Below are 25,660 nucleotides of genomic sequence, written 5' to 3'. Positions count from 1 at the left end.
AAAATAATCTCATTGCTTATGATAGAAACGAAGGAGGGAAAATGAGATGATCATATTGGAAGCAACCAACATCCGCAAAATGTACGGAACGAAAAAGAATCTACAAGAAGTGCTCAAAGGCATCGATCTGCGTGTGGAGAAGGGGGAATTTCTCGCGATCATGGGGCCTTCGGGATCAGGGAAAACGACGCTCCTCAACGTTCTTTCCTCAATCGACCGAGTGAGCGAGGGCGCTATTTTCATCGAAGGAAACAACGTCGTCGCCATGAAAGACCGAGAGCTGGCAGAGTTTCGCAAACGCCATGTCGGCTTCATCTTTCAAGAGTATCATTTGCTTGACACGCTGACGGTGAAGGAGAATGTCCTTTTGCCTTTATCGATTACGAAAACGCCCAAGCGAGAAGCGGAAAAGAAATTTGCAGAATTGGCAGCTGAACTTGGCATCACGGACATCCAAAACCACTATCCGAGCGAAATTTCTGGTGGGCAAAAACAGCGCGCTGCCGCGGCGCGGGCGTTCATCCATGAACCGAGCATCATTTTTGCTGATGAGCCGACAGGCGCACTCGATTCAAAAGCGGCTTCCGATTTATTGCACAAGCTGCAACAACTTAATAAAAAACGGAAGACGACAATCATCATGGTCACCCACGATCCGGTCGCCGCCAGTTTCTCAGGCCGTGTCGTTTTTATCAAAGACGGACAATTGTATACGCAACTGTATAAAGGAACGGAAACGCGGCAGCAATTTTTCCAAGCCATTATGCAAACGCAAGGCGTGCTGGGCGGTGTTCGGCCATGAGCATGAAGCAACTCCTGTTCCGCAACTTGAAACAAAACATCCAACATTATTATTTGTACGTGTTTGCCTTGATGTTTGCTTCCGCCTTGTATTTCGCGTTCGTGACATTGCAGTACGATCCATCGCTTGATGCCATCAAAGGGGGAGTGAAAGGCGCGGCGGCCGTCCGCACAGGCGCGGTGCTTCTTATCGTGATTGTCGCCGTCTTTCTTTTGTACGCCAACGCCCTGTTTATCAAGCGTCGGAGCCATGAGATCGCTCTTTTGCAGTTGATCGGCATGACGAAACGAAACATCTTTTTGATGCTGGCGGCCGAAAACGTCATTCTTTATTACGGCACACTGATCATCGGCATATTGGTAGGATTTGCCGCTTCCAAGCTGTTGATGATGATTTTGTTTAAAATCATCGATATTCCACTAGCGGCATCTCTTTCCTTTTCTGGACGAGCACTAGTGCAAACGTTGATTGTGTTCAGCGTGATTGATGTCCTCATGATGGGGATGAACCGCTTGTTTCTCAAAAAACAGACGATTTTATCCTTGTTCCGCACTACATCCACAACCGAAGCAAAACACGTATCCGTATGGAACATGGTCGTGGGGATGGTGGGGATCATCCTCATCGCCAGCGGCTATGGTATATCGACGAAATTGTTTAGCAGCGACTGGAAGAGCGTGCAAGGATTATTCATGGCCATGGCGTTCATCTTAGGCGCTGTCATCATCGGCACCTATTTGTTTTTCAAAGGAACGATCAGCTTTCTGTTCCACCTATGGCGAAAACAAAAAGGCGGCTATTTGTCGATCAACGCCGTGCTATCGGGATCGTCGCTCATGTTTCGCATGAAATCGAACGCGTTGCTGCTGACGATCATCACGACCGTGTCGGCCATCGCGATCGGGTTGATCTCACTAAGCTATATTTCCTATTATTCAGCCGAGCAATCAGCCAAAAACAACGTCGCCGCCGATTTCGCGTTTACGGACAAAAAAGATGCCGCCCGTTTTACGGCGGCGCTGCGATCTCATGATATTCGCTATCGGGAAACGATTATCGATGTCATCGAAGCACCGACTGATATTTCGATGATTTTGGACACCGCTGATCAAAGCCGGCTCCAGTTTCAGCCGTCCGCCGCGCCGTTATCGGTGATCAGCGACACAAGTACAGGCCGCATCGATGTCAAGCCTGGGGAAGCGCTGCTGACGGGATATCAGGACATACTCCGTCAATTCTTGCCGTTTAAAGAAACGGGAACGATTCGCTTAGAAGAAAACGGCCGCATGGTCCCACTTCATTACCTTGGGATGAAAAAAGACTATTACGTCAACTATCATTTCACGTACGGCATGCCGACCGTCATCGTCGACCAAACAATGTTTGATCATTTGCAAAAAGAAACCGATCCACAAAAGAAAAAGGTGCATATCGGAATTCATCTGACTGACGAAACAAATATTGAACGGGCTGATCAGTTGTTTCAACGCATGGAGTTTTCCTCCATCGCCGATTCGCGCCTGATGATGAGCCGCCACCAAAAGCAAACGTTCGGATTGATCATGTTTGTCGTCACCTTTTTAGGACTCGCCTTTTTGGTCACATCCGGCTGCATTCTTTACTTCAAGCAAATGGGCGCCGGCGAAGAAGAGCGGCCGAATTACACCATTTTGCGCAAACTGGGATTCACCGAAAAAGACTTGCTCGGGGGCATTCGGCGGAAACAGCTGTTCTACTTTGGCATTCCGTTGTTGCTGGGATTGTCCCATAGCTATTTCGCCGTCCGCTCCGGCTGGTTCTTTTTCGGCACCGAACTGTGGATGCCGATGTTGACGGTGATGGCGATTTACACGGTCTGCTATTCGCTGTTTGGCGTGTTGTCCGTTCGTTATTACAAAAAGCTAATTCGCGAGGCGCTTTAAAACGATGCAGCGAGTGAGGGAAGAACCAAAACCGTTCCAACGTTCGCCCACTCGATCAGTGGTCATCCCATTCTGAAGATGCAGTTCCAGTTGACGGAACGAATTTTAGCTTTATCGAACACGAAAAGCCCTTAGAGTAGCGAATGACTCTAAGGGCTTTTTTCTTATTTCAACCATTCCGTATGGAAAATGCCTTCCTTGTCAACGCGTTCGTACGTGTGGGCGCCGAAGTAATCGCGCTGCGCTTGGATTAAGTTGGCTGGGAGCACCGCGGTGCGGTAGCTGTCGTAATAGGCGAGGGCGCTTGCGAATCCTGGCACTGGAATGCCGCGCATCGCCGCGGTGGCGACGATTTCGCGGAGCGCGTCTTGGTAGCGTTCGACAATGTCTTTGAAATACGGATCCAAGAGCAAGTTCGAAAGCGCCGGATCGCGGTCGTACGCCTCTTTAATTTTTTGCAAAAATTGCGCGCGGATGATGCAGCCGCCGCGGAAGATCATGGCGATGTCGCCATAGCGCAAGTTCCAGTTGTATTCCTCAGAAGCCGCCTTCATTTGCGCAAATCCTTGGGCGTACGAGCAAATTTTGCTCATATAAAGCGCGCGGCGCACGGCTTCGATGAAGTGGCCGCGGTCGCCTTCAAACGGCTTCACCGCTGGGCCTGCGAGCACTTTGCTTGCTTTCACGCGCTCGTCTTTCATCGCCGAGATGAAACGGGCGAACACCGATTCCGTGATGATCGGCAGCGGCACGCCCAAATCGAGGGCGTTTTGGCTCGTCCATTTGCCCGTCCCTTTTTGCCCGGCTTTGTCCAAAATGACATCAACAAGCGGCTTGCCTGTTTCTTCATCGATTTTCGTGAAAATGTCGGCCGTAATTTCAATCAAGTAGCTGTTCAATTCGCCTTTGTTCCAGTCGGCAAACACTTCGTGCAGCTCTGCAGCATCCATGCCGAGCACATGTTTGAGCAGGAAGTACGCTTCAGCGATCAGCTGCATGTCGCCGTATTCAATGCCGTTATGCACCATTTTGACATAATGCCCCGCGCCGTCCGGACCGATGTACGTCGTGCACGGCTCGCCGTCGACTTTCGCAGCGATGGCTTCAAAAATCGGGCGCACGAGCTCATGCGCTTCTTTTTGCCCACCCGGCATGATCGACGGGCCTTTCAGCGCCCCTTCCTCACCGCCGGAGACCCCTGTGCCGATAAAGTGAATGCCGAGTTCAGCGAGTTCTTTATTGCGGCGTTGCGTATCCTTAAAATACGTATTGCCGCCGTCAATTACAATATCGCCTTTCTCCAAATGCGGCTTCAGCTGTTCGATCGTCGCGTCCGTCGGCGCTCCCGCTTTCACCATCAGCAAAATTTTCCGCGGTTTTTCCAAGGCGTTGACGAATTCTTCGATGCTGTATGTACCGACAATGTTTTTTCCTTTCGCTTCCTGCAAAAACTCGTCCGTTTTTTCGCGCGAACGGTTGTATACCGCCACTGAATAGCCTTTGCTTTCAATGTTCAACGCCAAGTTTTTCCCCATGACCGCCAGTCCGATGACGCCGATTTGCTGTTTCGCCATTGTCCAACGTCCCTTTCCGTTTTGGTTTGTTCATCAAACAACATACCATACGTTTACGCTTGCCTGCAAGTTTTTCTAAACCGATTTATGAACGAGTCTGCACGACGGATTTGTTTGCCATTTTCATATTGAAAATGAAAGGGGCGCAACGCCCCTCATGCTTAGTAGCCTCCATAGTGCGGGAAGCCGTATGGGGAAAACGGATAGTGGCCATCATACATCCCGTATGGAAAATGGTGATAGCCGCCGTAGCCCCCGTGCCAATAAGGATAGTAGCCATACGGATAGTGGCCGTAGCCGCCAAAGTACGGTGGATAAAAGCCGCCTGGATACGGGCCAAACGGTCGAACCATGGAATGCGCCTCCTCTTCATGAGTTGAAGTTCATTTCCATGATTAGGATATGCGCGGAAGAAAAAACGGTATAGGCAAACACCTATACCGTCTCTCCTGCCCGGACAGCGGCTTGGGCAGCGGCCACCTGCTCGCGAATCTCCTCTGCCTCGTCCAAATGGGCAAACAAGACGCGCGGGTCAAGCACGGTCAACAGCCGGTCGGCTTGCGCCGCCATCCCGACTACATACGGCGTGCGCTCCGCGGACATCAGTTGAAGCGGTTTAATGGCCTCAGGCTCAATATCGGCGATCTCTTTCGCCTCATCGACGATAAACGCGACCGACAAGCCATCCACAGCGGCGACAATGAGGCGTGTCTGGTCCGTTTCTTCGATGGCCCGCCCGTACAGGAGCTTGCGCATATCAAGCACCGGCACAAGCTCGCCGCGGATGCGCACGACGCCGGCCATATAGTCCGGCATATGCGGAACGGCGGTCGGCTCTGTCATTTTTTCAATCGAGACGACATACGCGATCGAAACGGCGTACTGTTCCCGCTCAACGCGAAAGATGACATATTTGTCCATTCCCCAGCCCTCTCTTCTTCAACATCTTGCCTTTGCTTTTTTTATCGGCAGCTTTCATCCTATTTTCAGCGCGAATGTTCTCCGCTCGAGAAAAAGAGCATCCAGCCTCGGGATGCTCACTCGGCATTGGCGACTTCTTCGACAATGGCGATGACCATTTCCGTCAGTTTGACCAACTCTTCAATCGGCATCCGCTCGTTCGTCGTATGGATCTCTTCATAGCCGACAGCGAGGTTGACCGTCGGAATGCCGAAGCCGGCGATGATATTGGCATCGCTGCCGCCGCCGCTTCGCTCGAGCTTGCACGGCCGGCCGATTTTCGCCGCCGCCCGTTTGGCGATTTCCACGACATGGTCGCCGTCGCTGAACTTAAAGCCAGGGTACATCACTTCCACTTCGACATCGGCGCGGCCGCCCATTTCCACGGCGACCGTTTCAAACGCCTCTTTCATTTTCGCCACTTGCGCTTCCATTTTTTCTGGGACAAGCGAGCGGGCTTCCGCTAAAATATCGACGCGGTCGCAGACGATGTTCGTTTGCGTGCCGCCTTCAAAGCGGCCGATGTTGGCCGTTGTTTCCTCGTCGATGCGGCCGAGCGGCATTTTCGCGATCGCTTTCGCCGCAATCGTAATGGCTGACACTCCTCGCTCCGGAGCCACACCGGCATGAGCGGTTTTGCCATGCACAACCACTTTCAGCTTCGCCTGCGTCGGGGCGGCGACGACGATGTTGCCGACTTTGCCGTCGCTGTCCAAGGCATAGCCGTATTTCGCTTGGATGAGCGACGGATCGAGCGCCTTCGCCCCGACAAGCCCCGACTCTTCTCCGACGGTGATGATAAACTGGATCACGCCGTGCGGGATGTTTTGCTCTTTCAACACCCGAATCGCTTCCAACATCGCCGCCAAGCCCGCTTTATCATCCGCGCCTAAAATCGTCGTCCCGTCGGTGACGACATAGCCGTCCTGAATCGATGGCTTCACGCCTTTGCCCGGCACGACCGTATCCATATGCGATGTGAAATAAATCGGATCCACCCCGTCTTTCGTCGCCGCGAGCGTGCAAATCAAATTGCCGGCGCCGTGCCCGGTTTTCGCGGCGGCATCGTCTTCGATCACCTCAAGGCCGAGCGCTTCAAACTTTTGTTTGAGCACGTTGGCGATTTCCCCTTCATGCTTCGTTTCTGAATCGATTTGCACGAGTTCCAAAAATTCGTCGACAAGACGCTGCTCGTTTACCATCTGTTTCGTCCTCCTATGTATAGATTCCTCTTCCAGTATACCGGAAGTTTCCGCCAAACACCAAACTAGACGCCGAAACAGCTTGAGTAAACGAATGATGAGTGGAATTCAGTTTTTTCATGACTTCAGACAAATGCTGAAATCATGAAAAGCGCAGCAAAGCACCTTCGTTCAGGAAAGGTTGCGGATGTCTCATGCTAATCTTTCTTTGTCATCTTCTATTGTCATTTTCTTTTAAAAAGAGAAAATAACCCTGTCAATAAGAAAATGCCCCCTACCATTTGATAGGCATTGATATACCCTTTTAACATTTGCAAGTATTCTTGCGAACCGGCCGAGCCGCCTACGGATCGAACCCATGATGAAACAGAATCACTTCCTAATTTAGGGCTATTTAAAAGGAGCCACAATCCAATGACGGCAATAATCAATGGAATCAACTTCACTCTGCTGTTTGGGTCGTTGAAAAAATTCATTTTCCTCTCCCCTTTTTTAACCATATTATACCATATCAAACCCAAAACATAAAAGACGCCCGAGATTGACCGGACGCCTTCCATCGTTTACAGCGGAATATTGCCATGCTTTTTCTTCGGCCGCTCCTCGTGCTTGTTTCGAAGCATCTCGAGCGCCTGAATGAGCTTGATTCTCGTGTCGCGCGGGTCGATGACGTCATCGATCATGCCGTATTTCGCGGCGACGTACGGATTGGCGAATTTCTCGCGGTACTCGGCAATTTTTTGCGCCCGCGTCTCTTCCGGGTTCGGGCTTTTTTCAATTTCGCTCGCGAAAATGATATTCGCCGCCCCTTGGGGCCCCATGACGGCCACTTCGGCGTTCGGCCACGCATAGACGACATCGGCGCCGATCGATTTGCTGTTTAAGGCGACGTACGCGCCGCCGTACGCTTTCCGCAAAATGACCGTAATTTTCGGCACCGTTGCTTCCGAGTAGGCGTACAAAATTTTCGCCCCATGGCGGATGATGCCGCCGTGCTCCTGCTTGACGCCCGGGAAAAAGCCGGTGACGTCCTCAAACGTAATGATCGGGATGTTGAACGAATCGCAAAAACGGATAAAACGCGCCGCCTTGTCGGACGAATCAATGTCAAGCCCGCCGGCCATAAACTTCGGCTGGTTGCACACAAGCCCCACCACTTCGCCTTTGATGCGGGCAAAGCCGATCACGATGTTTTTGGCGAAATCTTTTTGCACTTCCAGAAACGATCCGTCATCGACGACGTGGGCGATGACGTGGCGCACATCGTACGGGCGGACGGCGTCAATCGGCACGACATCGGCCAAATCGGGGCGGTAGTCGTCCCCGTCCGGAATCGGGCCAAACGGCGGCTTTTCGTTATTGTTTGACGGCAAATAGCCAAGCAGCCGCCGCACCTCGGCGAGCGCTTCCTCTTCATTCGCCGCCGCAAAATGAGCGTTGCCGCTGATCGTGTTGTGCACGCGGGCGCCGCCTAAATCTTCGGCGCTGATTTTCTCCCCGGTCACCGCTTCAATCACTTTCGGACCGGTGATGAACATTTGGCTCGTTTTTTCGACCATGAACACAAAATCCGTGATGGCCGGCGAATAGACGGCCCCGCCGGCGCACGGCCCCATAATGACGGAAATTTGCGGGATGACGCCGGAATAAATGGCGTTGCGGTAAAAAATGTGCCCGTACCCGTCAAGCGACAAGACCCCTTCTTGAATGCGGGCGCCGCCCGAATCGTTCAAGCCGATGACCGGCGCCCCGGTTTTCGCCGCCAAATCCATGATGTTCGTGATTTTTTTCGCGTGCATTTCCCCAAGCGCCCCGCCGAAGACGGTGAAATCTTGCGAGAACACAAATACGGTGCGTCCATTGATCTTCCCGTAGCCGGTGACGACCCCATCGCCCGGCCCCTTCTTTTCGCCAAGTCCAAAATCGGTGCAGCGGTGCTCGATGAACGGATTGAGTTCGACAAACGTTCCTTCATCCAAAAGCAAGTCAATCCGCTCGCGCGCCGTCAGCTTCCCTTTCGCGTGCTGCTGTTCAATTTTCTCATCGCCGCCGCCCAGTTCAATCTCACGTCGGCGGTCATATAATTCATTGATTTTATCGTACATGTCGCTCATTGGTGTCCCTCCGTTTTCATCCGTTCACAAAGCTCATACAACACGCCGCCGGTCGATTTCGGGTGCATGAACGCGACCCATGCTCCGCCGGCGCCGCGTTTTGGCGCATCTTGAATCATGCGGATGCCATGCTCCTTCAGCTCACGGATGCGCTCGGTGATGTCTTCAACCCCAAGCGCCACATGATGAATCCCTTCGCCGCGTTTCTCGATAAATTTCGCCACCGCGCTCTCTGGCGACAGCGGCTCAAGAAGTTCAATTTTCGCCTCTCCAGCCTGCAAAAACGCCACTTTCACCTGCTCCGACTCGACTTCCTCGATGCCGAGAAACGGCAGGCCGAGCACATCTGTATAAAACGGAAGCGCTTTCTCGATCGAGCGGACGGCAATGCCGATATGGTCGACTTTTTTTACTTCCATCGTCTGCATCCCCTTTGCCGCAAAATGATGAGGCCAACATTTTATTATTCGCCGTTTCGACAAAAAATCCTGCTTTTTTTGTTTTTCTTTGTCTGCGCAACGGTCAAGCCATGGAGCGGTCCGTTTCATCTCTCATCCTGCTTTTTTCCTTGTCCGCTCCGCTGTTTGCCGTTACAATAAACGTAGAACAGCGGACGGAAGGAGGACGGACCGTTGTCGCGCAAAACGCAAAAATTCGTGGTTTACTTGATGCTCATTTGCATGCTGCTGACGACGCTCCTCGCCGGCATCAGCATGTGGTTTTAAACCTGCCCAAAAAAACGCAAGCTCCGAAACGGAGCTTGCGTTTTTCATCGGACAGCGCCGTGCCGTTTGGCGATGGCGTAAAACGATTCGTTGCTGCGGAGAATGAGCACGTTGGCGCCAATCGGCACCCGTTCATACAAATGCTCGACATCGCGGTTGTGCATGCGCACACAACCTTGCGACACATACTGGCCGATCGACGCCGGGTTGTTCGTGCCGTGAATGCCGTAGATGCGCCCGTCCGTCCCGCGCGCGTTAAAGCCGATCCACCTTGCGCCGAGCGGATTGTTCGGCGCCCCGCCTGGGATGTTCTTTTTCCGATAATACGGGTGTTTCGCCTTCACCGTCACCGTAAACATTCCTTCCGGCGTCAAATCGGTATTGACCCCGGTCGCCACCGGATAAACGGCTTCGATGCGGCCGTCGCGGACGAGCGCGAGCTTATTGATCGCTTTGTTCACAATGACAAGCGGCTTCGCCTCCGCCGCTGTCGGGAAAGGCGCTCCCAACACGGCGGTGAGCACGAGACAAATGGCCAACCATACCCGCATATCCGTCCATCCTTTGCTTGAATGTTTGGCTATAGTGTGCGCCAAAACGGATGGACATATGCCCTGCATCATGCCTTCAGCCGCTGCGGTTTTCGTTCGTTTCCGGGATGGAATTCGCTTTTGATGATTAAATATCGCTCCAATTCGCGCACTAAATGAAACAACGCCGCCCGCTCTTCAAACTGCTCGCGCGTCTTTGGCAGCGGCATCGCTTTAAACTGTTCGCGCATCTCGGCAAGGCGCCGCAAAAAGCGGTCCGCCGTATTTCCCGGATGAATGGCGTCGCTTAATTCGTCGATAAAATCGGCGACCATCATCCGCTGCTCGACCGTGTAGACGAGCGATGTCACAAGCGGAAGCATATGCTCGATGATTTCCAACTGCCGCTCACGCATGCGGAAGTAGCGGACATATTCATCCTCATTCCGCCATAATTGATTGTCGGCGTGGCGCATGGCGAGCTTTTTCGCTTTGTCGAGCGTCTCCGCCGCAAGCGGCAGCTCTTTTCCATCCCAATCAAGCTCATTTGTGCGCAAGTAGCGGACGATTTCTTTTAAAATAATGCGAAACAAATCTTCGACAATGCGCTGGTACTCTTTGAGCTCCTTCTCGGCGCTCGGCATGTACATGTTCATCAGCAGCGCTACCCCAATGCCAACCGCCACGAGCAAGATCTCATTGGCGACCAATCCCCACGTGATGTCTTGGGCCGCATACAAATGCAAAATAATGACCGAGCTTGTCGCAATGCCTTCATTGATTTTCAAGCGAACCGTCACAGGAATGAACAACAAAAGCAACAGCCCGATCGTCCACGGATGATAGCCGAAGGCGGTAAAAAACAACGCCGCAAACCCGACCGCAACGACGCACGCCGCAAAACGGGCCCGAGCGGTCTCAAGCGACCGCTTTTTCGTCACTTGGACGCATAAAATGACGATAATGCCAGCGGAAGCGAAATTATGCAGGCCGATCAGCTGAGCGATGGCAATCGCTAGCGCCGCCCCCACCGCGGTTTTTAACGTCCGATAGCCGATTTTCATCGCGCCGTCTCCTTTTATCGTATCAACAACGGCAGACAAGACATGAAGAGAGAGATAAAATGGCCATTGTTTTTCTTAACCTATCACAGCTATGGTTTAGGAAGTCTCGCTTTGTTCGCTTTCATATAACGCTTCAGCTCATCATAAAAATTTTCGCGGGTTCCCGCCAAGACAACGACCACCATATTCCCGCTTTCATCCTGATCAATAAAATAGGCGATTTCGTAATTGACTCCTTGATGATAAATGTCGTAACCGTAAATCCCTGCCAAATCCCCTGTTTTCGCTTCTCCTGCTTCCGTTGGATGGGAAAGAATCTCCCGCAAGGCTTCTTTCAAACGCTGTTTCAGCACCGGATCTTTCTTTGTCAGCTTTTTGATGGTTTTTTCTGCTTTTGGGAGCAATTGCAGCCGATTATTGTTCATCATCTTCGCCGAATAACTCCTCTAACGTATCCGCGGTATACGTTTTTGCCTTCGGTCTTTCCTCAGAAATCATCGCGTTGAATGCAGGGGCAATTTGCGATTTACGGTATACAAATTCTTTGTATAGTTCTTCGCCTGTATATCCTTCTTCGATCAAGTCTTTTAAAATCAGATCGGAAAAGTCAAAATGATCCTCATGAATAGGATGAATAATTAACTTATTATCCGCTAACTCAATTAACACCTCGTTTCCAATTCCTAATTGCTCATAAAAATCCTTTGGGATCGTAATTTGTTTTTTGCTCGATACGGCAATTCGTTTCACAAGGTTTTTCTTACGGTTAGGGATATTGTCCATCGGTACCTTCTCCTTTGTCATCGAATCTGATGGTACCATATTATTCCCCTCCTTCCAAAAAAATAACCAAATTTCTTGGTTTCTTTACTAATGATCATAGCATGGTGGGGAAACAAACACAATGATTTTCCCATACCGTAGGGAGGAGAAGTGTTCAATGTTTGCGGAAGAGGAATAGATTGATGCAAACACTAACATCCTAGTGGAACAAAGCGGAGAATTCCTGAACAAAACGACGCTCAATTGATGGAGGCCAAGGTTCTCAAAGATAGCGATTATTATTTCAAATAGGAACTTTCATAAATGATACGAATTCGAACGTCCATGGTGTGGAAATTCCTTCACTTTCCTTGTATTTCAAGGATTCATTTGACATTGGAACTCACATTTCGCACCCCTACTAAGTAGAACGAAAGGATTTTTTATTTGTTTTTTTAGAATAACTTTTGAACCAACACAACGAGCGATGGCAATCCTTTTTTTACCATCGCTGGTCGTTCTTTATCCCATTAGACGTAAATGCTCTCGTCCAACCCCAACCCTTGCAGAATCCTTCGCTGCTCGTACGTGAGCGGTTGGCTTAACGCACGTTGGATTTGCCCGTCTGGCTGCTTGAGAAGCACCACTTTGACATACTGAAACAACTGAAAGATCGCTTGCCCCGTCGGCCGGGTCAGTTTGCGTCCTCCTGCGCCCTTTAGAGGCTGCTCCGGAGTAATGAATTGGCGCACCCGGCGCTGGAAGACGCGATAAATGGCCAACGCCAACAAAAACAAATACCCCAGCACCCCGACCCGTTCCGGTTTTTTTACATAGATTTCATCCGTAAAGAACAGGTCTTTCAAAAAGGCAAAGTTCATTTCCACCGAGATGTGGCCTTTATACAGCTTCAAGATCTCTTTCGCGTCCATCGGTTGGCCCTTCCATTCCTCCGGAACGGTCGTGACCAAGACAAAACGGAACGCTTTCCGTCTCGCCCGCTCCCACGCCTCTTGGTCGAATGCCGCGTTCAGGCGAAGGGCGAACCGCGTTTCCACCTCCGGTTCCGCCCCTTTTTTCGGCCGTCCGCGCCGTTTTTTCGGGCGAATGACCTCGTCAACGGACGCCTCGACGCGATGGAACCGAGGGCGAAGGGAAGCCTTGAGAGACGCCAGCGCTTGTTCGGCGTCTTCCCGGCAGGAAAACAGGCGGCTCTCCCATTGGGCTTGTTCTTGTGAAAGAAGCTCTGCTTCTTTTTTCCGTTTGTTTTCAAGTTTCTTCCCTTTTCGTTGGTCCAGCGCGCTGGATTCAACGACGATCAGCCGAACCGGATGGCCTTCATACGTCGAGGCGGTTTCCCACACTCGATACGCGGCGCCGTTTTTCTCTGCCAAGACGAACGGATCGCTCCACGGCGTGTCCTCGGCATCGGCTTGGTCCAGCGCCGTTTTGCCGATCCGAAGCGAAGCCGGGCCGCGCGTGATCAAAAAGGCGTTGGCGGCTTTCGTTTGCGCCAAGGTGCCGCGCGTCATGGCGGCCGAATCGGCCACGTAAATCCATTCGTCTTCGATTCCCGCGCGTTCAAACTATTCTTTCATCCGTGCCAACACGGAAGGATTCCATGTCTTATCGGGCAGATGGCCGTCGTGCACATCTCCGTAAAACGGAAGGCCGTCTTGATTGCCGACCAACCCGAATCCCATCTGTTTTTGCCAATAATGATGCCGATTGTAGCCATAGGTGATTTGCAAGCCTTCGGTCGAGTTCGTTTCGTACGCACCATATACCGTCTTATCGGTCGTATCGGCATGAAACACCCAAAGAGGGAGGTCTTCCTTCTTGTAGATCTGCGCGAGACAAGCCGACGTGACGTGATGGATGTCGGCCTCATACAGGCGATCCAGATGGCGCGCCAAAGCGTCGTCATTGAACCAAGAGGGGTGAAGTCCAAGACGGATCAGCTTGGGCAAGTCGATCTCATGCGCCCATCGTTCCAAGTGAACGAGCGCTTGCCGGCCGTCAAAGATTGTAGACGATGGCCTAAACGGCATCGCTCGTTCGGGTTTGGCATTGAGGATCGACCGGAACGAGACGGTCAATCAACTGGAGGAGGCCAAGCTTCTTGAATATGGCACTTATTATATTCAAATAGGAACCTTCATAGACCGCATCGATTGGAATGCCCATGGTGTGAAAACTCCTTCGCTTTCCTTGTGTTTCAAAGATTCATTCGACGCAAGGCGAAAAAAAATCCTCCCGATTTTTGTCGGGAGGGTGCGAAATGTGAGTTCCATTGTACCGATAACAGCGCTTTCGATGCAACTGAAAAACGGACAGCGCGCTTGCCCTAAGGCCGCCGGACACAAAAAAAACGGCCGCCCGCTCATGCGGGGCAGGCCGCCTAGGCTCACGACGGAGATTTCTCATAAATCGTCTTCCCGTCGCGCTCAATTTCCCGCCGGATCGCTTCGTTCAGCGCGTCGAAAAAAGCACGTCGCACAATGAACACTCCCTACACCGAAAGACGCAAAATTGGCCAAAAATCGTCATCATGACAATACAATTTTCCTATTATTTGTGAATATACTGTGAATTTCCATGTAAAAGGTTGACATCTTCTTTTTTTTTTTTTTTTATAATGCCATTGAATTTTACAAACATTTCAAATTCATGATTAGAGAGGGCGTTCCATATGAAATGGGTGTTCATTTCAAGAATGGCGTCCCGCTTAAAAGCGGAAGCTAGTTTCATATTCGTATTTTCTGGGGTTTTGATCTTTGTTTGCCTCAATCCCCATACGATTAATCCAGCGGAATGGATTTTATATACGAAATACTTGGTTCCGATTGGAATGGCGGTCTGGCTGTTCTTCAGCTTCCGCTTGCATGTATCGTTGTTCACTTCGACGCCGATTCACTGGATCGCGATGAATGACATCATGCCAAACCCGCAAACGATCGTCTTCTGCCAAGCTTTGATCGTGTTTGTTTGTTTTTTCGCTTGGCAACTGGCCTTGGCCGGGATCATCGCCGGTGCGGTGGTGATCAACTATTCAGCGGGTTGGGATCTTTTCACTTTTCTGTTTCCGTTGTATTTGATTCATTTTCTTCTCCCATTTCTATGGGCGTGGATGATCGGATTGTCCGCAGGCGCTGTTTACGCCTATCATTCTTCCAAAAAAGCGATGTTGCTCGTTGGTGTGTTTGTTTTGTGGATCATCGTGCTGTTTTCTTTGGAATATTGCAATCCATCCTTCTCCTTATGGATAAACCATCGCTGGCCTTACATTGACCCGTTATTCAGCCTAACCTTTCAAAAAGAACGCGTGCTGATCAAGTTGGCGTATATCCTTTCTTCCATCGCCGTTTATGGCATTTTTCGAAGCATGCGGCGATCCTTCGCGGGGCTTGCGGCTGGTGTGACTCTCGTTATTTTCGTAACATTTTTCCTTCAACATGCACAATCAAAATTCCAGTTGGATGACATTCTGTTGGCAAACGACGCCAAACTCTATCAACAAATCAAACATCAGGATCAAACCAAGAACATCCCGTTGTATGGATATTGGAAAATCAAGGAGATCGAGGTGAATCCGAAATCCACGTATCCGATCAAAGCCACACTCTCTCTGCATCCGAACGAACGCACCGTTCGTTTTTCGATCAACGAGCAATTTCAAATCGATCACATCCAAGGCGGAGGGAAGCGTTTGCCCTTTCAACAACAAGGAAACGTTGTTCAGGTGCAGACCAACGGTGCCCCATCCATGACGATCTATTATCGACATACGTTCGGCTCAACCTTTTATCCGTTGACATCGGGCGTCACGTTGTTGCCATTTGAAGCCAACTGGTATCCGCAGTCCATGGATTCAACGCTTTACGATATCAACTCATCCGGAACGCTTCACTCCAATGTAGAAACGAAAACATGCACACGAGTCAACATGATTGTCGGAAAGGAAAAGTACCGTTGGCATGGGGACCATCTCCCTTGTCTCTCCGTGATCAACGGTCCTTACAAACAAATTCAAGTGCAACATACTCGTTTCCTTGTTTATAAACCATTTCTCACTACAACAAGAAATTATATGGAATTGAAGCATCAACTCGTTTCCATCCGCAATGAGCTATGCCACTTGTTTCCGAATCTTGCAAATACAGATTATTGCACAAAAGAAGTCAAGAGCGTCTCAATCATCCCAAAAAGCATCAACACCACAAACCTTTCGCTCTACGACAGCACGGTGGCTGACGGAACCTACACGTTTTATGTTGATCCGTTCTTGGACGTCAATGGCATCCCGGCAACCAAACATATTCAGGAGTTGGCTGCGTTTTTCATCCCATACCGATTGTTCGAAAACGAACAGATCAGTCTCTTTGCCGGCTTATATTTAATGGAAAAACTACATATTCCATCTATCGGATATGAACACAGATTAGCAGAAAAAGCCTCCATTAACTCAACAGCGTGGGAACACTACAAGGCATTATCGATGAAAGAAAAAGAAAACATACTGATTCATCTAGTACAAGAAAGGGGGAAAGGAGACAGATGATGGAATTAAAAAACGTGACCATTAAGCACCATCGCCAACTTATTTTGCATCATTGTTCCGTCAATCTTCCTTCCCAATCCATCATTCTAGCCAAAAATCACATTCGCACAGATATTGTCGCCAAAGCGCTTGCCGGCTTTCATCCTATCGATGAAGGGGAAATCCATTTCGATGAACAGGCAGCAAAAGGAAAACGCAATAAAACCGTATTTTTCGTGATTCCTGAGAACTACCACCAACTGTGGAGAAACTATCGTTTGCAAGATATTTCGATATGGCTGAATCGTCCTTTTCAGCAATCGGCACTATGGAAAAAATATCGCCTCCCTTCCCATGCATCAATCGATTCATTCACGATGTTTCAACGGCTGATTTATCTTAATTAGGCGAGAAGACTCCCACTTCAACGAAGCGAAGCGGAGTAAGTGGGAGATGAATCGCCTTAACTATATTTTGCTGAAAATAGGATAGATTCAGTAAAATATAGTATCATATAGTTAGATGGGAGGTGAAAACATGTATTTTTGTATCAAACAACAGCTAAATGGTTTGACCAAAGAAGAATACTTGACTCTTCGAGAACTGTGCCATATTGCCAAGAACATGTACAACGTCGGATTGTACAATGTCAGACAATACTATTTTGAACACAAGGAATTTCTTAATTATGAGAAAAACTATCATCTTGCCAAAACTAACGAAAACTATAAGCTGTTAAACAGCAACATGGCACAGCAAATTTTAAAAAAGGTCAATGAAGCCTTTAAATCTTTCTTTGGTTTGATCATTCTTGCCAAACAAGGAAAATATGACCACAAGGCTATCAGTATTCCAAAATATCTTAAAAAAGATGGCTTTCATTCACTGATCATTGGCCAGATTCGTATAGACGGCAACAAATTCACGATACCGTATTCTCGCCTATTTAAAAAGACTCACAAGCCTATCACGATAACGATTCCGCCTGTGTTACTGGACAAAAAGATTAAGCAGATTGAAATCATTCCTAAGCATCATGCCAGGTTCTTTGAGATTCAGTACAAATATGAAATGCCTGAAGATCAAAGAGAATTAAATGACCAAAAAGCACTGGCAATTGATTTAGGATTAAACAATTTTGCCACTTGTGTCACATCAGACGGCAGATCATTCATCATTGATGGGCGGAGATTAAAAAGTATAAATCAATGGTTTAACAAAGAAAATGCCAGACTTCAAAGCATAAAAGATAAGCAAAAAATCAAAGGCACCACTCGTAAACAGGCTTTGCTTGCTATGAATCGCAATAATAAAGTGAATGATTATATCAACAAGACTTGCCGTTACATCATTAACTACTGTATTGAAAATCAAATTGGCAAACTTGTCATTGGCTATGCGGAAACATGGCAACGCAATATTAATCTAGGAAAAAAGACAAATCAAAACTTTGTCAATATTCCTCTCGGTAACATAAAAGAAAAACTAGAATATCTTTGTGAATTTTACGGCATTGAATTCTTGAAACAGGAAGAATCATATACGTCTCAAGCCAGCTTTTTTGACGGCGATGAGATTCCTGAATATAATGCCGACAATCCAAAAGAATATAAGTTCAGCGGCAAACGTATTAAGCGCGGCTTGTATCGAACAAAGTCTGGCAAACTAATTAATGCTGATGTCAATGGCGCATTAAACATCTTAAAGAAAAGTAAAGCTGTAGACCTGAGTGTCTTATGCTCTAGCGGCGAAGTGGACACGCCTCAAAGAATAAGGATTGCTTGAAGCAGTCAAACTTCTTTGGAAGCCCCCACTTCAAATTTTCGCTAGAAAATTAAGTGGGGGTAGTTCACGGCGAAGCAAAAGTGACCGTGAATTAAGTTTGCACGCTTCATTCAACAAGCAAGCGAATGTCAACACGGCTCCATCACACCGGCATTCGCTTGCTTTCCTTTATCGTTGATGGATACGACCATGCTGAAAATGGAGTGACCCCTTATGGCTTTGTTTACTCGCCTATCGTGGTTTTACGCCAAACAGATGGGAAAAAGCATTCTCTATATGGGAACATACACATTTTTGTTAATCATGCTGATGATGCGCTTTCTCATTCGCCAGTACGATTCCTTTGGTAAGACGGATTATGGAAATTTTGTCGGGGAAATGACGTTAATCGTCCAAGCGGCAATGCTGCTGTTTATGGTGTTTTTTTACAAGTTGTTCTCTGATGAATACCGATTTGGCGCCAATCTTTTGTTTGCCGGCTCACTGCGCATCACGGCGTTGAAAATCGCCGCCTTGTTCGTGAATCACTTGCTGTTTCTTTCATTCTTCACCGGTCTGCAAGTTGTACTTGTATGGCAGTTTTACCGCACATGGGGTCTTCCCTTTTCTTCGTTGTATACGGAAACGGCGTCGTACATTGCGGTGTATTGGCTCTTGCCGTTCGTATTTGCCTTTTTTCTTGGTATTTTCACTGCTCTATTGTTTGGGAAAAATCGATTAAGCTTTGCCTGGATGATGGTCATTTGGCTGGCCATCGGCCCGATGAATACACAATTGTTTTCTCGTTATTTCCATCGCATCCCCTTTTCTGACATCCGTAGTTTGTTCTACATCGGTCCGTTGAATATGGACGATGTATTTCGTGACGTCGTTGGATACAATGTCAGCCTTCCGACGTACATGAAACTATTGTTTTGGATTCTAACGTCGATGATGGCGGTATGGGCCATTCTTTGGAAAACGGCCCGCACGACAAAGGAGAAAGCGGCCATTATTACAGGTGTCGTTTTGCTTTTAGCGGGGGATGCTTGGTTGTTTCCGCATCTTTTCACCGGAAACAAACTGGTGTTCAGCTACGCTGATTTGGCTAAAGAAAACGTTTACTACCAAACTCACAATCCAACCATCCAACCAAGCACATTGCACTATTCGATTGAACGGTACGACATTCAGCTGGAGGCCAAAAACGGTGTCCATGCGAAAGTGAAAGTGACCTTGCGGCAAATTCGGGGCGACACGCTGTCGTTCGTGCTTTATCATCATTTTTCTCTGAAGCGAATCACCGATCAAACCGGAAAACAGCTGCCGTTTATTCAACAGGGGGATGTCATCACGGTCAAACGTTCACCCAATCGCTTGACCGACGAATGGACATTTGAGTATCAAATGAACGATTCCGCGCAAATTCCGATTTCACCGCACTATTTGTTTTTGCCGAGCGATTTCAGCTGGGTGCCGACAAAAGCCGAACATGCGCCGTTTGCCTTTGTGAATGTTCATTCCAGTCCGGTGCCTGTATCGATGCAACCGAGCCATCCGATCCGCTATACGTTGTCGTTTCACGGAACGGCGCCGTTTTATACGAATTTGCCGCGCCGAAGCGACGGAACGTACGAAGGAGTTGTGTCCGGCGGCATTACAGCCGTAGCGGGAATGTTTGTGAAGGAAAAAATCGGGCCGTGGCAGATCGTGCACCCCGCCGATTGGCCGAATCTTGAGCGGGATTGGCCGGTTTTCGAACGTCATGTACGGCGCATCCACCATGACATCGTGCAGATGTTCGATTTAAAAGAGGCAAAGTTGCCGACGAACATCGTGTTGCTCGCTCCCCATGGTGAACAACGGAGCGTATATAGCAGCGATCATTTGCTTCTTCAAATTGATACGCCATATTCCCTTCGCTCCCAAGAAGGAACATTGATGTATTTGCCGGAAATCATAACAGAAGGACTTCTTTGGAGGGGAGTACATTCATCGATGCAAAAAGAAGTGTTTCAAGCGTTGCTGGCAAGATGGTTCCAACAACAATTAGCCCTTCCCTATTCCGGAGGAGATTTGACGTTTGATTTGACTTTGTCAGTCGACTCTCCTGACGGGAAAACACAGCAAGTGCTGAGGCAGCTGTCTGGGGAGTATGAACGCTTATCCGATGAGAAAAAACAAATATTTTTGGCTTTATGGTACAAACAAATGAGAGAAGGAGCAGATGGCAGCTGGGAGAAAGCGATACAACTTATCCTCATGGTTCAGGAGGGACAGACATGATCCATGTATCCAGCGTCACGAAACGAATCAAAAAACAACTCATTTTATCGAACGTATCGCTCTGCATAGAGGGGATTTACGGGTTAGTCGGACCGAACGGAGCCGGCAAGACGACATTGATGAAAATATTGGCCGGCTTGACACCCATGGATGAAGGGCAGGTGGCGATCGACGAACGAAGCTGCACCAAAGGAAAATATGTGAAAGCTCATGAACGGATCGGTTATTTGCCGCAAGATTTCATGGTTTATCCAAACATTACGGTCGAAGAAGCGCTTGACCATCTCGCTTTATTGCAAGGAATGATGGACAAAGGCGAACGGCACGCGGCCGTTGCCGAAGCAATTCAAAAAGTGAACTTGAACGGCCATGAGACGAAAAAGATGTCCGAGCTGTCCGGGGGAATGCGGCGACGGGTGGGAATTGCTCATTTATTGACGCGAAAGCCGTCCATCTTGCTGTTTGACGAGCCGACGGCCGGCTTGGATATTGAAGAGCGAATCCGCTTTCGCCATCTGCTCAAACAGCTTGGTTCCGAGCATACGATTGTCATTTCTTCGCACATTGTGGAAGACATTGAGTTTTTGTGCACCAAAATTGGGGTTTTAAAACAAGGGCAAGTGTTGTTTGAAGGCACGCCGTCTGAGCTGAAGTCCCGCGCAAAAGGCTGCGTATGGGAATATTGCATACACCCCGAAGAATTGGATGACTTGATCGCAACGCGAGAAGTGGTGCAGCTTCTCGAAGAAGAGGATGGCATTCACGCGCGAGTATTTTCCAAAAACGGGGGAACAGGGGGGAGACGGGTGGCGCCGCGATTGATCGACGGATATTTGGCTGTTGTCAGGAGAGGGGAACCAAGATGAAAGCTTACATCGAATGGATGCGAACCGCATTCGTGTTTGACCGCAAGACAATGGGCGGAGCCTTTTTTATCCCACCAGCGATGTTCATCCTATCTCTGTTGCTTATTTTGCTTGTTCCCCGCAAATCGCCAAGTATTTACGACAATGTGATTATCATCCAAGGGCTGTTCATCCCGTTTTCCGGCTGGTGCCTCATCTATCGGTTCGGCGAACTGTATGAAGACGGAGCGCAAGAGACGCTTGTCCCTTACTATAGGCAATGGGTTTGGATCGATATTGTACGTTATTCTTTCATCCATTTGTTTGGGGTTGTCGTGCTAAGCGGGGCATTCATGTGGAAATATGGAGTTTCTTCTTTGTCTTTTTTGAATCTCATTCATTTCATTCTATTGACGTTCTTTTACCTATTTTTCAGCACTGCCTCCCTTGTTCTTACAAAAAACACCAATATCGCACTGACAGTCATTTTTATTTATACGGTGCTTGAAGTGGCCACATTAGGAACGTTCATGCCCTGGCCGCATATCTTTTTGTTCGAGCCGCCGGTTTGGGAACCGATGCTCATCAACAAATTCATCATGTTAACGCTGTCCATCTTTCTAGCAGCATTCATCACCATTGTCTGGATCAGCAAAGGAGATCGGAAACCTCAATAAAAGCAGATAGGGGATCATTGACGTTTGGCGGCAAATAACGGCTTACCATCCAAACGAAAGGCTATGCTTACAAATTGATCAATTGGTGGCCCGACAGCGTCGTCGCCTCCACCAACTGGCTCAATCCTGGTCAAGAAGAAACGCGCAGTTTTCCACAAACCAAAGACGATAAGTATTATGGCCAAATTGTTGGCCAAACGGTTGGTTCAAGAGGATACGTGACCATTACGGTCAAATAACGATGCCGAATCCGGATGATGAGGAAGTCAGGGATACGCCTAAAAAAGAATGCGGAGATCCCTGACCGCATTTTTCATTTGTCAACTTCTCAGAAAGAAAGCGGTTGATCGGTGATGAGGTGGAAATGGCTGTTTGTTTTTTATTGGAAACGATTGTTGAAAAGCAAGTTATACGTTGGCGCCAGCATCCTATTTTTTGTTTTGCTGCTTGTCAGGTTCATTTTATTCTTTTCAGACGATATGAATGCAGGCATGGAATACTCTGGAGATTTGCCTTCTGAAGTGTTCATGCTTGTCCAAATCGTTTCGCTCTTTTACATCGTATGGTTCTACTTTCTCTACTCCAACGAGCTTCGTTACGGCGTTTCGTCATGGTTCGCCGACGGCTACCGGATTTTGCTGGAGAAAATGAGCGCCTTGCTGGCGGTTCATGCGCTGTGCCAAGGGATCATGCTGATGATGAGCTACGGCGTTTTTTCACTCGTGTATCTCTTCGTTGGGGTGGAGCCTTCGGATCTGTATTGGTCGCTGCTTCGGTTTCTCGCCGTCTACCAGTTTGGACCGCTCGTGCTCACCGTTCTGTACGGCGTCATCATCGCGCTGCTGTTGGAAACGAAAAAGGTCAGTTTTTTCGCTATGTTGCTTGTATGGATCCTGACCGGCCCGATGACGACTGAGCTGTTCATCGATCTGTCCAAAACTGTTCATGCCCGCGACTGGGCGTCGCTGCTGTTTATCGGAAAACACGCGATTCAACGAGCGTATGATTCCTACATCGGGTTTGAGGTCGACCGCGGCGGGGAATGGAAATGGGCCGCGTGGTTTCTTTCCCTTGTCGGGTTGGCGTTGTTGTCGTCGATCCGCTTTACGCAGACGAGAAAGGAGCGAAACGCCGTCCTGAAAGCGCTGCTCATCTTCCCGTTTCTGATCGTCCTAACCGCCTACCACTCCTTGCAAACGAACACCAAGGCGTTTACTCGGGCCGATCAGACGACCGAACTCGAGGAGTACCGTCGAATGCCGCAAACCATCAAAGCCGATTTGCGCTACCGTATCCAGTCGTATGACATTTCCTTGCATGGATCGCGCGCGGTCGTGCGCGTGGCCTTGTCCCAGTTGGAAACGAACCGGCCCACGTTTCAACTGTACCATTTGTATCCGCTCCACTCGATTGAAGCGGACCATCAGCCCGTCAAGTTTACAAGAAACGGCGATCTCGTGACCGTGTGGCTGCCGAAACGCACCTCGACGCTCACGTTTTCGTATGAGATCGTCGATACAGCTCTCATCCCGTACACCAATGGCCGTATCGTTCTGTTGGCTGATCGAGCGTGGTATCCGAAAAGGAGAGCTTCGCACATGTATCAGGCTTATGAATATCAGGTGGCGGGAACGAGAGCTTGGGATGGGGCGTTCACCGATCAATTCGTTCCGAATGAAACGTACACCTTTACCTTGAACGTGGACGGCGATGTGCTGTTTTGCAATGTGCCAAAGCGGGGGACGGTTTACCGAGGGAAGGCGCAAGCGGTCACCTTGATCAAAGGGCAAGGGCATCAACTCGTCGATCAAGGATATGAGATCACCTACCCGGCCGATTGGCCGCACATGGCGGAACGGGCGCCGACGGTCATCCACCAGATGGAAAAAACATTCCGTCATGTACAACAAATCGCATCAACGGCGGTTTCATCGTTGCCGAACAAGATTGTGTTCTCCAGCTCGGGGCTATCCTCGTTTATGGCCCATGACCATCTTGTCTATAACACGAATTTTTTTTCGATTGGCACCTATCATATGGAACGAGATTATTATGAAAAAATGCTCCGTCTTTCGGTTCCGCCGAAAGGATCGCGGATCATGTACAACGAGTGGATTTCGCTGGCCACCCGCTGGCTGATGCAAAAACAAGGCCTTTCGGTGATCGACTGGAGCTCCAAAAGCGAGTGGTTCGAGTCGCAGCCGTCATCCGTAAAGAAGCAAATTGAAGCCATTTATCAAGCGTTTCAGCCGCTGGATGTCGACCAAAAGCAACGATGTTTGCGGACATGGTATGCGAACATGGACGACGGTTGGACATGGGACCGCATCTTGGAGATGATGCAGGAGGTGAACGGCGTTGGCGGTCGTCATTGAAGGATTGACGAAAATCGTGAAAAAGAAGCCGATTTTATCCGATGTCTCCCTCACCCTCTCCGGCGTGTACGGCTTGCTGGGGCCAAACGGCGCCGGCAAGACGACGTTGATGCGCATTGTGGCCGGACTGTTGGAGTTCAATGCCGGACGGGTGTCGCTCGGAGACGAGCCGATCAGCACGGGCACGAGAGTGAAGCGGGTAAACGAGATCGGCTATTTGCCGCAAGAGTTTATGATGTACCCGGAGCTGACGATGTATGAAGTGCTTGAGCATCTCGCTGTCTTGCAAGGTGAACATCCCGCCGCCTGCCGATCCAAAATCGAGAAGGTCATCGAACAAGTCAACTTGTCTTCGCACATCAACAAAAAAATGCGCGAGCTGTCCGGCGGCATGCGGCGGCGGGTGGGCATTGCCATGCTGCTGCTTCGGGAGCCGTCCATCCTCCTGTTTGACGAGCCGACGGCCGGGCTTGACATCCGTGAGCGCGTACGGTTTCGCAATTTGTTGAAGCGGCTGGGGCACGATCATACGATCGTCATCTCTTCGCATCTTGTCGAGGACATTGAATTTCTGTGCACCAAAATCGGGGTGTTGGACCGCGGCACGGTGCTGTTTGAAGGCAGCCCGGACGAGCTCAAGCAAAAAGCCGCCCCTTATACGTATGAGTTGGAGGTGCCGTTTGCGGAACTCGACTCGATCATGGCCACCAACGAAGTCGTGCAAATGAGCGAAGAGCCTTCCCACGTCGTCGTGCGCGTCTTGTCCGAAGAGCCGATCGGTCGGCGCGTCGCCCCGCGGCTGATGGACGGATATTTGGCGTTGTTGAAAGAGGCGGAAGCGCATGGATAAAAAGACGATCGCCCATCATTTTTCTTTTGACCGCCGCTTGCTCGGCCGATTGTACTGGTTTCCGTTTCTCGTCTATGGGCTGTGCGTCGGGTTGATGGGGATCTTGTCCGCCCGCTCCGACGAACCGTTTTTGCCGTACACCGTCATCCAAGGCATCGCCGTGCCGATCGCCGGATGGCATCTCGTCTTTTTGTACCGCCATTTGTACGACGAAGGGGCGAAAGACGCGTTGGTATGGCATTACCGGAAAGCGGTCGTCTTCGACTTGGTCCGCTATGCCGTTTTGCATGGGGGATGCATCGCTCTTCTTGTCGCGGCGGTCATAGGGATTCAAGGAACGATGTTTCTCACCGCTCCCGTGTTGGGGCACCTGTTTCTGTTGTTTTTGTTTTACCAGTTGATTGGGCTTGCCTTGTTAGGCGTCTTTGGCAGCCTGGATGTCGCCTTGTCCGTCATCGCGGTCTATACGTTTATGGAAGTCGCGACGCAAGGGACGTTCATGCCGTGGCCGCATCTGTTTTTGTTTCAAGCGCCGGCGGATTCGCTGTCCCTCCTTCTCCCCATGATGTGGCTGGGGGCGGGCATTGTCCTTTCGGTGTGGTGGATTGGACGGGAGTTTTGGTAAACGAGGGCGGAACCCAACAGAGGAATGTGGGGGCTTGCTGGTG

24 protein-coding genes and 2 pseudogenes are annotated in these 25,660 nt (G+C 49.5%); 13 read left to right on the top strand and 13 right to left on the bottom strand.

Going from position 1 to position 25,660, the window contains the following annotated elements:
* The first annotated feature begins 46 nt into the window (after positions 1 to 46).
* Entirely contained in the window at positions 47 to 802 is a 756-nt protein-coding gene (locus ACVX3G_RS08830; RefSeq protein ID WP_014196283.1) for an ABC transporter ATP-binding protein, read from the top strand.
* Positions 799 to 2,724, top strand: a complete 1,926-nt coding sequence (locus ACVX3G_RS08825; protein WP_014196284.1) for an FtsX-like permease family protein — start codon at positions 799 to 801, stop codon at positions 2,722 to 2,724. Before ACVX3G_RS08830 ends, ACVX3G_RS08825 begins: the two co-directional genes overlap by 4 nt.
* A gap of 164 nt (positions 2,725 to 2,888) precedes the next feature.
* Here ACVX3G_RS08825 and gndA read toward each other — a convergent pair whose 3' ends face one another.
* From gndA to mce, 7 genes are all read right to left on the bottom strand, one after another.
* The gene (gene gndA / locus ACVX3G_RS08820; protein ID WP_014196285.1) at positions 2,889 to 4,298 is read right to left on the bottom strand and encodes an NADP-dependent phosphogluconate dehydrogenase; all 1,410 of its coding nucleotides are present in this window, start codon (positions 4,296 to 4,298) and stop codon (positions 2,889 to 2,891) included.
* A gap of 161 nt (positions 4,299 to 4,459) precedes the next feature.
* The gene (locus tag ACVX3G_RS08815; RefSeq protein WP_012820645.1) at positions 4,460 to 4,651 is read right to left on the bottom strand and encodes a hypothetical protein; all 192 of its coding nucleotides are present in this window, start codon (positions 4,649 to 4,651) and stop codon (positions 4,460 to 4,462) included.
* Between the two features lie 82 nt (positions 4,652 to 4,733).
* Entirely contained in the window at positions 4,734 to 5,219 is a 486-nt protein-coding gene (locus ACVX3G_RS08810; protein ID WP_014196286.1) for a chemotaxis protein CheW, read from the bottom strand.
* A 116-nt stretch (positions 5,220 to 5,335) separates the two neighbouring features.
* On the bottom strand, positions 5,336 to 6,460 hold the full coding sequence (locus ACVX3G_RS08805; protein ID WP_014196287.1) for a tripeptidase T: 1,125 nt from the start codon (positions 6,458 to 6,460) through the stop codon (positions 5,336 to 5,338).
* Between the two features lie 224 nt (positions 6,461 to 6,684).
* Complete coding sequence (locus ACVX3G_RS08800; protein WP_011231830.1) at positions 6,685 to 6,936, bottom strand: hypothetical protein; 252 nt, start codon at positions 6,934 to 6,936, stop codon at positions 6,685 to 6,687.
* A gap of 87 nt (positions 6,937 to 7,023) precedes the next feature.
* Positions 7,024 to 8,574 carry an acyl-CoA carboxylase subunit beta gene (locus ACVX3G_RS08795; protein ID WP_021322087.1) on the bottom strand — a complete coding sequence of 517 codons (1,551 nt, stop codon included), beginning with the start codon at positions 8,572 to 8,574 and terminating at the stop codon, positions 7,024 to 7,026.
* Positions 8,571 to 8,993 carry a methylmalonyl-CoA epimerase gene (mce, locus tag ACVX3G_RS08790; protein ID WP_021322086.1) on the bottom strand — a complete coding sequence of 141 codons (423 nt, stop codon included), beginning with the start codon at positions 8,991 to 8,993 and terminating at the stop codon, positions 8,571 to 8,573. Before mce ends, ACVX3G_RS08795 begins: the two co-directional genes overlap by 4 nt.
* A gap of 213 nt (positions 8,994 to 9,206) precedes the next feature.
* On the opposite strand from mce, the gene prli42 reads away from it, so the two are divergent.
* The gene (gene prli42 / locus ACVX3G_RS08785) at positions 9,207 to 9,299 is read left to right on the top strand and encodes a stressosome-associated protein Prli42 (protein WP_012820630.1); all 93 of its coding nucleotides are present in this window, start codon (positions 9,207 to 9,209) and stop codon (positions 9,297 to 9,299) included.
* Between the two features lie 44 nt (positions 9,300 to 9,343).
* Here prli42 and ACVX3G_RS08780 read toward each other — a convergent pair whose 3' ends face one another.
* The 6 genes and pseudogenes from ACVX3G_RS08780 to ACVX3G_RS08755 all read right to left on the bottom strand — a co-directional run bounded on the left by ACVX3G_RS08780 (position 9,344) and on the right by ACVX3G_RS08755 (position 14,155).
* Complete coding sequence (locus ACVX3G_RS08780; RefSeq protein WP_020278250.1) at positions 9,344 to 9,850, bottom strand: L,D-transpeptidase; 507 nt, start codon at positions 9,848 to 9,850, stop codon at positions 9,344 to 9,346.
* Between the two features lie 68 nt (positions 9,851 to 9,918).
* Positions 9,919 to 10,893 (bottom strand): aromatic acid exporter family protein, encoded by a 975-nt coding sequence (locus ACVX3G_RS08775; protein ID WP_020960464.1) that lies wholly within the window; start codon positions 10,891 to 10,893, stop codon positions 9,919 to 9,921.
* An 89-nt stretch (positions 10,894 to 10,982) separates the two neighbouring features.
* On the bottom strand, positions 10,983 to 11,321 hold the full coding sequence (locus ACVX3G_RS08770; RefSeq protein WP_015375347.1) for a type II toxin-antitoxin system RelE/ParE family toxin: 339 nt from the start codon (positions 11,319 to 11,321) through the stop codon (positions 10,983 to 10,985).
* The gene (locus ACVX3G_RS08765) at positions 11,308 to 11,715 is read right to left on the bottom strand and encodes an AbrB/MazE/SpoVT family DNA-binding domain-containing protein (protein WP_015375348.1); all 408 of its coding nucleotides are present in this window, start codon (positions 11,713 to 11,715) and stop codon (positions 11,308 to 11,310) included. Before ACVX3G_RS08765 ends, ACVX3G_RS08770 begins: the two co-directional genes overlap by 14 nt.
* A gap of 470 nt (positions 11,716 to 12,185) precedes the next feature.
* Positions 12,186 to 13,842 (bottom strand): annotated as a pseudogene (locus ACVX3G_RS08760) (IS1634 family transposase).
* A gap of 220 nt (positions 13,843 to 14,062) precedes the next feature.
* The gene (locus tag ACVX3G_RS08755) at positions 14,063 to 14,155 is read right to left on the bottom strand and encodes a hypothetical protein (RefSeq protein ID WP_021322083.1); all 93 of its coding nucleotides are present in this window, start codon (positions 14,153 to 14,155) and stop codon (positions 14,063 to 14,065) included.
* A gap of 192 nt (positions 14,156 to 14,347) precedes the next feature.
* Between ACVX3G_RS08755 and ACVX3G_RS08750 the strand changes: the two genes are divergently transcribed.
* The 10 genes and pseudogenes from ACVX3G_RS08750 to ACVX3G_RS08705 all read left to right on the top strand — a co-directional run bounded on the left by ACVX3G_RS08750 (position 14,348) and on the right by ACVX3G_RS08705 (position 25,617).
* On the top strand, positions 14,348 to 16,216 hold the full coding sequence (locus ACVX3G_RS08750) for a DUF2339 domain-containing protein (protein WP_011231839.1): 1,869 nt from the start codon (positions 14,348 to 14,350) through the stop codon (positions 16,214 to 16,216).
* A pseudogene (locus ACVX3G_RS08745) lies at positions 16,213 to 16,596 on the top strand (hypothetical protein); the annotation flags it as partial. The gene ACVX3G_RS08750 and the pseudogene ACVX3G_RS08745, both read left to right, overlap by 4 nt.
* A gap of 136 nt (positions 16,597 to 16,732) precedes the next feature.
* Entirely contained in the window at positions 16,733 to 17,980 is a 1,248-nt protein-coding gene (locus ACVX3G_RS08740; RefSeq protein WP_110107725.1) for an RNA-guided endonuclease InsQ/TnpB family protein, read from the top strand.
* Between the two features lie 213 nt (positions 17,981 to 18,193).
* A complete protein-coding gene (locus ACVX3G_RS08735) occupies positions 18,194 to 20,245 on the top strand; it encodes an LTA synthase family protein (RefSeq protein ID WP_020279883.1) in 2,052 nt (683 codons plus the stop codon).
* On the top strand, positions 20,242 to 21,111 hold the full coding sequence (locus ACVX3G_RS08730; RefSeq protein ID WP_020279884.1) for an ABC transporter ATP-binding protein: 870 nt from the start codon (positions 20,242 to 20,244) through the stop codon (positions 21,109 to 21,111). The genes ACVX3G_RS08735 and ACVX3G_RS08730 overlap by 4 nt, the downstream gene beginning before the upstream one ends.
* Complete coding sequence (locus ACVX3G_RS08725) at positions 21,108 to 21,767, top strand: hypothetical protein (protein WP_033012969.1); 660 nt, start codon at positions 21,108 to 21,110, stop codon at positions 21,765 to 21,767. The genes ACVX3G_RS08730 and ACVX3G_RS08725 overlap by 4 nt, the downstream gene beginning before the upstream one ends.
* Positions 21,768 to 21,841: 74 nt before the next feature.
* Entirely contained in the window at positions 21,842 to 22,006 is a 165-nt protein-coding gene (locus ACVX3G_RS08720) for a hypothetical protein (protein WP_014195389.1), read from the top strand.
* A 114-nt stretch (positions 22,007 to 22,120) separates the two neighbouring features.
* The gene (locus ACVX3G_RS08715; RefSeq protein ID WP_021322389.1) at positions 22,121 to 24,142 is read left to right on the top strand and encodes an ABC transporter permease; all 2,022 of its coding nucleotides are present in this window, start codon (positions 22,121 to 22,123) and stop codon (positions 24,140 to 24,142) included.
* Positions 24,126 to 24,992, top strand: a complete 867-nt coding sequence (locus ACVX3G_RS08710) for an ATP-binding cassette domain-containing protein (RefSeq protein WP_014195391.1) — start codon at positions 24,126 to 24,128, stop codon at positions 24,990 to 24,992. Before ACVX3G_RS08715 ends, ACVX3G_RS08710 begins: the two co-directional genes overlap by 17 nt.
* On the top strand, positions 24,985 to 25,617 hold the full coding sequence (locus tag ACVX3G_RS08705; protein ID WP_021322388.1) for a hypothetical protein: 633 nt from the start codon (positions 24,985 to 24,987) through the stop codon (positions 25,615 to 25,617). The genes ACVX3G_RS08710 and ACVX3G_RS08705 overlap by 8 nt, the downstream gene beginning before the upstream one ends.
* Positions 25,618 to 25,660 lie beyond the last annotated feature (43 nt).

It is taken from the genome of Geobacillus sp. PLS 41 (genome assembly GCF_056494105.1).
The sequence above is the reverse complement of the archived record's forward strand: the minus strand, read 5'-3'. Positions and strand labels throughout refer to the sequence as shown.

What these genes read in the sequence shown, in the direction of transcription:
- ACVX3G_RS08810 (WP_014196286.1), bottom strand. Translation starts at nt 5,219, where the DNA reads ATGGACAAATATGTCATCTTTCGCGTTGAGCGGGAACAGTACGCCGTT.
- ACVX3G_RS08825 (WP_014196284.1), top strand. Translation starts at nt 799, where the DNA reads ATGAGCATGAAGCAACTCCTGTTCCGCAACTTGAAACAAAACATCCAA.
- ACVX3G_RS08715 (WP_021322389.1), top strand. Translation starts at nt 22,121, where the DNA reads ATGAGGTGGAAATGGCTGTTTGTTTTTTATTGGAAACGATTGTTGAAA.
- ACVX3G_RS08830 (WP_014196283.1), top strand. Translation starts at nt 47, where the DNA reads ATGATCATATTGGAAGCAACCAACATCCGCAAAATGTACGGAACGAAA.
- ACVX3G_RS08740 (WP_110107725.1), top strand. Translation starts at nt 16,733, where the DNA reads ATGTATTTTTGTATCAAACAACAGCTAAATGGTTTGACCAAAGAAGAA.
- ACVX3G_RS08730 (WP_020279884.1), top strand. Translation starts at nt 20,242, where the DNA reads ATGATCCATGTATCCAGCGTCACGAAACGAATCAAAAAACAACTCATT.
- ACVX3G_RS08705 (WP_021322388.1), top strand. Translation starts at nt 24,985, where the DNA reads ATGGATAAAAAGACGATCGCCCATCATTTTTCTTTTGACCGCCGCTTG.
- ACVX3G_RS08800 (WP_011231830.1), bottom strand. Translation starts at nt 6,936, where the DNA reads ATGAATTTTTTCAACGACCCAAACAGCAGAGTGAAGTTGATTCCATTG.
- mce (WP_021322086.1), bottom strand. Translation starts at nt 8,993, where the DNA reads ATGGAAGTAAAAAAAGTCGACCATATCGGCATTGCCGTCCGCTCGATC.
- ACVX3G_RS08795 (WP_021322087.1), bottom strand. Translation starts at nt 8,574, where the DNA reads ATGAGCGACATGTACGATAAAATCAATGAATTATATGACCGCCGACGT.
- ACVX3G_RS08735 (WP_020279883.1), top strand. Translation starts at nt 18,194, where the DNA reads ATGGCTTTGTTTACTCGCCTATCGTGGTTTTACGCCAAACAGATGGGA.
- ACVX3G_RS08775 (WP_020960464.1), bottom strand. Translation starts at nt 10,893, where the DNA reads ATGAAAATCGGCTATCGGACGTTAAAAACCGCGGTGGGGGCGGCGCTA.
- ACVX3G_RS08770 (WP_015375347.1), bottom strand. Translation starts at nt 11,321, where the DNA reads ATGATGAACAATAATCGGCTGCAATTGCTCCCAAAAGCAGAAAAAACC.
- ACVX3G_RS08725 (WP_033012969.1), top strand. Translation starts at nt 21,108, where the DNA reads ATGAAAGCTTACATCGAATGGATGCGAACCGCATTCGTGTTTGACCGC.
- ACVX3G_RS08780 (WP_020278250.1), bottom strand. Translation starts at nt 9,850, where the DNA reads ATGCGGGTATGGTTGGCCATTTGTCTCGTGCTCACCGCCGTGTTGGGA.
- ACVX3G_RS08765 (WP_015375348.1), bottom strand. Translation starts at nt 11,715, where the DNA reads ATGGTACCATCAGATTCGATGACAAAGGAGAAGGTACCGATGGACAAT.
- ACVX3G_RS08750 (WP_011231839.1), top strand. Translation starts at nt 14,348, where the DNA reads ATGAAATGGGTGTTCATTTCAAGAATGGCGTCCCGCTTAAAAGCGGAA.
- ACVX3G_RS08805 (WP_014196287.1), bottom strand. Translation starts at nt 6,460, where the DNA reads ATGGTAAACGAGCAGCGTCTTGTCGACGAATTTTTGGAACTCGTGCAA.
- gndA (WP_014196285.1), bottom strand. Translation starts at nt 4,298, where the DNA reads ATGGCGAAACAGCAAATCGGCGTCATCGGACTGGCGGTCATGGGGAAA.
- ACVX3G_RS08815 (WP_012820645.1), bottom strand. Translation starts at nt 4,651, where the DNA reads ATGGTTCGACCGTTTGGCCCGTATCCAGGCGGCTTTTATCCACCGTAC.